At 45.6% G+C, this 4,673-nt stretch carries 6 protein-coding genes and 1 tRNA gene; 1 reads left to right on the top strand and 6 read right to left on the bottom strand.

Going from position 1 to position 4,673, the window contains the following annotated elements; all coding sequences use genetic code 11:
* The coding region (locus D9T21_RS16085; protein ID WP_206427288.1) for a hypothetical protein at window positions 1-476 on the top strand (476 nt) is incomplete at its 5' end.
* A 198-nt stretch (window positions 477-674) separates the two neighbouring features.
* On the opposite strand, the gene D9T21_RS16080 is transcribed toward D9T21_RS16085, so the two are convergent.
* From D9T21_RS16080 to D9T21_RS16055, 6 genes are all read right to left on the bottom strand, one after another.
* On the bottom strand, window positions 675-1,076 hold the full coding sequence (locus tag D9T21_RS16080; RefSeq protein ID WP_123325984.1) for a hypothetical protein: 402 nt from the start codon (window positions 1,074-1,076) through the stop codon (window positions 675-677).
* A gap of 252 nt (window positions 1,077-1,328) precedes the next feature.
* Window positions 1,329-1,405 (bottom strand) — tRNA-Pro (locus D9T21_RS16075).
* A 104-nt stretch (window positions 1,406-1,509) separates the two neighbouring features.
* A complete protein-coding gene (locus D9T21_RS16070; RefSeq protein WP_123325982.1) occupies window positions 1,510-2,037 on the bottom strand; it encodes a chemotaxis protein CheD in 528 nt (175 codons plus the stop codon).
* On the bottom strand, window positions 2,037-3,098 hold the full coding sequence (locus tag D9T21_RS16065) for a protein-glutamate methylesterase/protein-glutamine glutaminase (RefSeq protein ID WP_123325980.1): 1,062 nt from the start codon (window positions 3,096-3,098) through the stop codon (window positions 2,037-2,039). The genes D9T21_RS16070 and D9T21_RS16065 overlap by 1 nt, the downstream gene beginning before the upstream one ends.
* Window positions 3,095-3,817 carry a CheR family methyltransferase gene (locus tag D9T21_RS16060; RefSeq protein ID WP_123325978.1) on the bottom strand — a complete coding sequence of 241 codons (723 nt, stop codon included), beginning with the start codon at window positions 3,815-3,817 and terminating at the stop codon, window positions 3,095-3,097. The genes D9T21_RS16065 and D9T21_RS16060 overlap by 4 nt, the downstream gene beginning before the upstream one ends.
* A 7-nt stretch (window positions 3,818-3,824) precedes the next feature.
* Entirely contained in the window at window positions 3,825-4,583 is a 759-nt protein-coding gene (locus D9T21_RS16055; RefSeq protein WP_123325976.1) for an IS5 family transposase, read from the bottom strand.
* Window positions 4,584-4,673: the final 90 nt, after the last annotated feature.

Here is a 4,673-nt window from a genome sequence, read left to right as displayed (position 1 = left end):
GTAATCGCTTATTCTCTGAAACTCATAGAACGAGTAACAAATTAGACTGGGGAGTCGGTGTAACATCGCCAGGAGAATATACCTTGAGAGTTATCGGTACAAGCTATGCCGGACAATACTCGCTTGATGTCAAAACTATTGCGACTCCTGAAGAGCTTACTTCTCCCAGCAATATTGTTGGCACTAATGATTCTGTCCGCGGCTTTATTTCCAAAGGGACTTTTGCTGACTACAAAATTCTCGCTCGTGGCAATACTGCATACCGTATAATCGGACAACCACAACGAGATAGCGTAGATATAAGGCTTGAATTTCTCGATGACGCTGGTAATCGCTTATTCTCTGAAACTCATAGAACGAGTAACAAATTAGACTGGGGAGTGCGTGTAACATCACCAGGAAAATATACCCTAAGAGTTATCGGTACAAGCTATGCTGGGCAATACAATTTAGAATTTGTAGAAAGTAGTCATTGATACTGACTTTGCTGATGTTTGCAGAGATGGTGGGGAAACTGTCCACTAAAACACTAACAATTTAGTTAAAGTTGACATGTGCTCATTATTAATTTTAGCTCTTATGATACAAGTTACTTTTTACTATAGTATTTCCCATGCTAACAATGTAATCATATCAATAAATCTAAGTATGTAAAAAGGGCTGCAAAGCAGCCCTCAGAGTTTTTCGATCTGTTCAGTCCATTCATCAATAGCTTCCACTGAAAAGTAGCGGCGCTTCGAAAGCCCGAACACATTCTCAAACTCGTATTCGTCCACCGCTTCAGAATTAATAAAGTTAGTGATTTGAAGTTCGAAAAGCAGAAACAATAAGCATCTCTCACCTGGCTCGAAATACTTCTTCCTGAACTCTTCAGGTAGTTGCTCCTTCAGCCCATCAGACAGAACAAATCCATTGGTGACAAACATTTCATTCTTATGTTCGTAGATATAGTCCAGAGTTTCTGGATTGAAATACCAGCAAACACGGAATTTGTCAGGCCATTCGGTACGCGTACTGCGTTTGAATTGATGTATAAACGTGATTTGCAGATCAGTGCTATTTGTCTTCTTAGTCATAGTTAAGTCCTCAGTTGGTAAACCTCAGAGATAACTAGTTTCGTACCAGGAGAACTTTGCTATTTCAGACCTGCATACATCTCGAATACCTACACAATAGGCCTATTGGATTGCATGTTGAACCAAGAAAGCAATGATGTGAATTGCAAGACTAACGACTACTGTATATTGTGACAATTATGGGACAGTTTTGGGACGCTCTTTTCAAGAGCAATCAATGATTAGGGTAAGTCATTGAAAAATAGGAGAGATTGGTCGGTGTGAGAGGATTTGAACCTCCGACCCCTGACACCCCATGACAGTGCGCTACCAGGCTGCGCTACACACCGACCGAAAGAGCCGCTAAGTGTACTCATTTTTTTATCGAATGCAATGCTATATTACGATATCTGTGGTTAACTGCTTTAATACTCAACAGTTTGTGGCCTGCAGCTTAGGTTTTACCGGTTAAGCTGTTCTGGTCGCCGACGTTTTCAACAGGAGTGAATTTTACCCATACATCACCAGAGGCAACATCGAAAATAATTTTGCGGTAGCCCGACTCGCCGACGTGTGCCACTTTCATTTCTATATTGTTAGCCATCAGAAACTCGAACGCCACCTGTACGTTTTTATCGCCGACCGGAGTTTTTTGCACCGATGCAAAAGCCTTTGAAGAGGTGTTGTTCAGAATATTACCGCCACCAAATATCTTAGCTTCAAACTCGCTTAGCGGGATCTGGTAACGGGCCACGGAACGCTGGAATAATCCAAAACAGTCACTCCCATATCGAGGATTCAGCTTGTCACCAGGTTCATCTTTTCTGACCGGTAACGCAAAATGGCACATTCCACCGATCTTAAGCTCTGGATGCCAGAGAGTTACTGACACACAGGAGCCGAGCAGTGTATGCAACTCTAAATTTGCCTCACCAAAGCAGTAATCCCCGGCATGTAAATGGACTTTCTTGCGTGGCGGCATTACACCGCCCGCAGTAGTCGCGCACCGATGTTGTTAAGCGGCAGTAGTAAGTCGGTACCGCCTCGCTCGTAGGCTTCTTTCGGCATGCCATATACCACACAGGTTTCTTCGTCCTGGGCGCAGGTCCAGGCGCCCGCTTCTTTCATTTCAACCATGCCATTGGCGCCGTCATCCCCCATGCCAGTGAGGATAGTTGCAATGGCATTCCTGCCAGCGTATTTGGCGGTAGAGCGGAACAGCACATCAACCGATGGCCGATGCCGGGAGACCAGTGGACCATCCTTCACTTCCACGTAATAGCGTGCGCCACTGCGTTTTAGTAGCGTATGTTTATTCCCGGGAGCAATCAGTGCCTGTCCTCGCAGCACGGCATCGCCATTTTGGGCTTCCTTTACTTCTATGCTGCACAGGCCATTTAAGCGTTTAGCAAATGAGCGCGTGAAGCCTTCGGGCATATGCTGAACAATAACAATCCCCGGACAGCCCAACGGCATAGTCTGTAACACAACTCTGATCGCTTCAGTACCGCCTGTGGAAGCGCCAATCACAATCACTTTCTCAGTGGTTTCCACCATCGAGGACGAGCTTTTTGGCGCAATCACTGAATCGGCGTTGAGTTTTTTAGCCGGAACAGCTCCCTGTTTGGTTAGCTTTTTGAGTCGCGCTCTGGCCGCGCCTTTCACCGCATCGCAAATTCTCACCTTGGACTCTTCAAGGAATTTTCGGGTGCCCAGCGTCGGCTTAACGATAATATCGACCGCCCCGGCTTCCAGTGCCTTAATGTGCGTTTGCGTTCCCTCTCCCACCAGCGAAGAACAAATAACTACTGGTACCGGATGTTGCTCCATTATCTTATGCAGAAACGTGACTCCATCCATACGGGGCATTTCCACATCGAGGGTGATCACGTCGGGCTTTTGTTGTTTCATTTTCTCAACTGCCGAGAAAGGATCGGCAGCGGTGGCAATCACCTCGAGTTGCGGATCAGAACTGATCACTTCTTTCAGGGCTTGTCTGACTAGCGCAGAGTCATCAACGATTAAAACTTTTACCTTATTCATTGTGTTCGGCTCTGGTAGATAGTGGGCTGGCATTTATCAAACCGGGTGTTGGCATCTAATAAGGCTTCTGAATGGCCAATACACAGCACGCCATTGGGTTTCAGGGCGCTGTGGAACCTGTCGGTGAGATACTGACGGTCGTTGTCACAAAAGTAAATCATCACATTGCGGCAAAAAATCACATCAAAACGCTGACGCAAAGGACCAAAGTCATCATCAAGTAGATTAAAAAACGCAAAGCTGATTTGACGCGTCACCTCAGGAGCCATACACACCCGGTTATCATGTTTGTTGCGGGCTCTGAGCAAGTATTTTTTACGCAGCGCCATCGGCACCGGAGTAATTACATCATGTGGGTAAACCCCTCGCTTGGCCTGCTTTAAACAGGTTACCGAGATATCAGTTGCCCAGATTTCAAAGCGCAGATTTTGCCATTGTTGCTGCAGTTCCAGCATCTCCATGGCCAGGGTGTAAGGCTCATGCCCGGCTGAACAGCCAGCGCTCCAGATCCTCACAGGTTGTTGCAATCGGTGTTGATTACGCAACAAAAATTCACGTAAAAAAGTGAAATGTTCCGGCTCGCGGTAAAAGTCGGTTTTATTAGTGGTTAGCGCATCGAGTAAGTTGAGTTTCTCACTCTCGCCGTCCTGGGTTTCCAGGGTGTAGCTGATGTAGGCGTGTAATGAGTCAAACCCTAGAGGCTGTTGATCTTTGAACATTATTTGTTCAGCAGTACATTGGTAGCCACATCATCATGAATGCCAATGCGACTGTACTGCTATAGTTTCGAGCTAGCTTGTCGTATCTTGTTGATATTGCCCGGTACCTTTTTATCCTCAAAAACGCGTTTTCAACAAGATGCCTATATCGATACAGGCACCAGTCCATATCGTCATTACCTAATTTGTTATTTCGTTTGCGTGGAATATTGGCATCTGCTCCACTTTCTTCTACGTAAGCTCTAAAAGCTTCACTGTCATAGCCTTTATCAGCACAAACAATATCGGCTTGTGGGGAGTTTATTATCAGACTTTGTGCATGTACGATGTCGTTCACTTGACCACCGGATAGTTCAAAATAAACGGGCAGGCCACCGCTATCTACCGCAAGGTGAATTTTCGTTGAGTTACCACCTCGACTTTTTCCGATGGCCTCATCTTGTTTACCCGCTGCACCGCTACTATCCTGATGCGCTTTAACTATACTACCATCAAGAAACAACCATTCTGGGTCACCCTCGGAGGCTAAGCTTTCAAATAACTTTTGCAATATGCCTTTCTTCGACCATAAATTAAATCGTCGGTAGACCGTATTCCAGAGACCAAATTCAGATGGCAAATCCCGCCACTGAATGCCGGTACGCATTCGGTAAAGTATGCCCTCCAGGGTATTTCGGTGCTCATATTTGTTATAGACTCTGCCACTCTCCTTTAGCAGTACTTTTAGGATTTCCCACGCATCATCTGTTAACATCGTTCTTGGCATAGCAACATTACGGTTAATTATTTTTGGCGAAACAATTATACCTCGTTGCTATGCCGGCTGCTTTTCATACAAAGATCAACAACCTCTAGC

It is taken from the genome of Marisediminitalea oceani (assembly GCF_003731635.1).
GTDB lineage: Bacteria > Pseudomonadota > Gammaproteobacteria > Enterobacterales > Alteromonadaceae > Alteromonas > Alteromonas oceani.
This window is presented reverse-complemented; position numbering and strand designations above follow the sequence as displayed.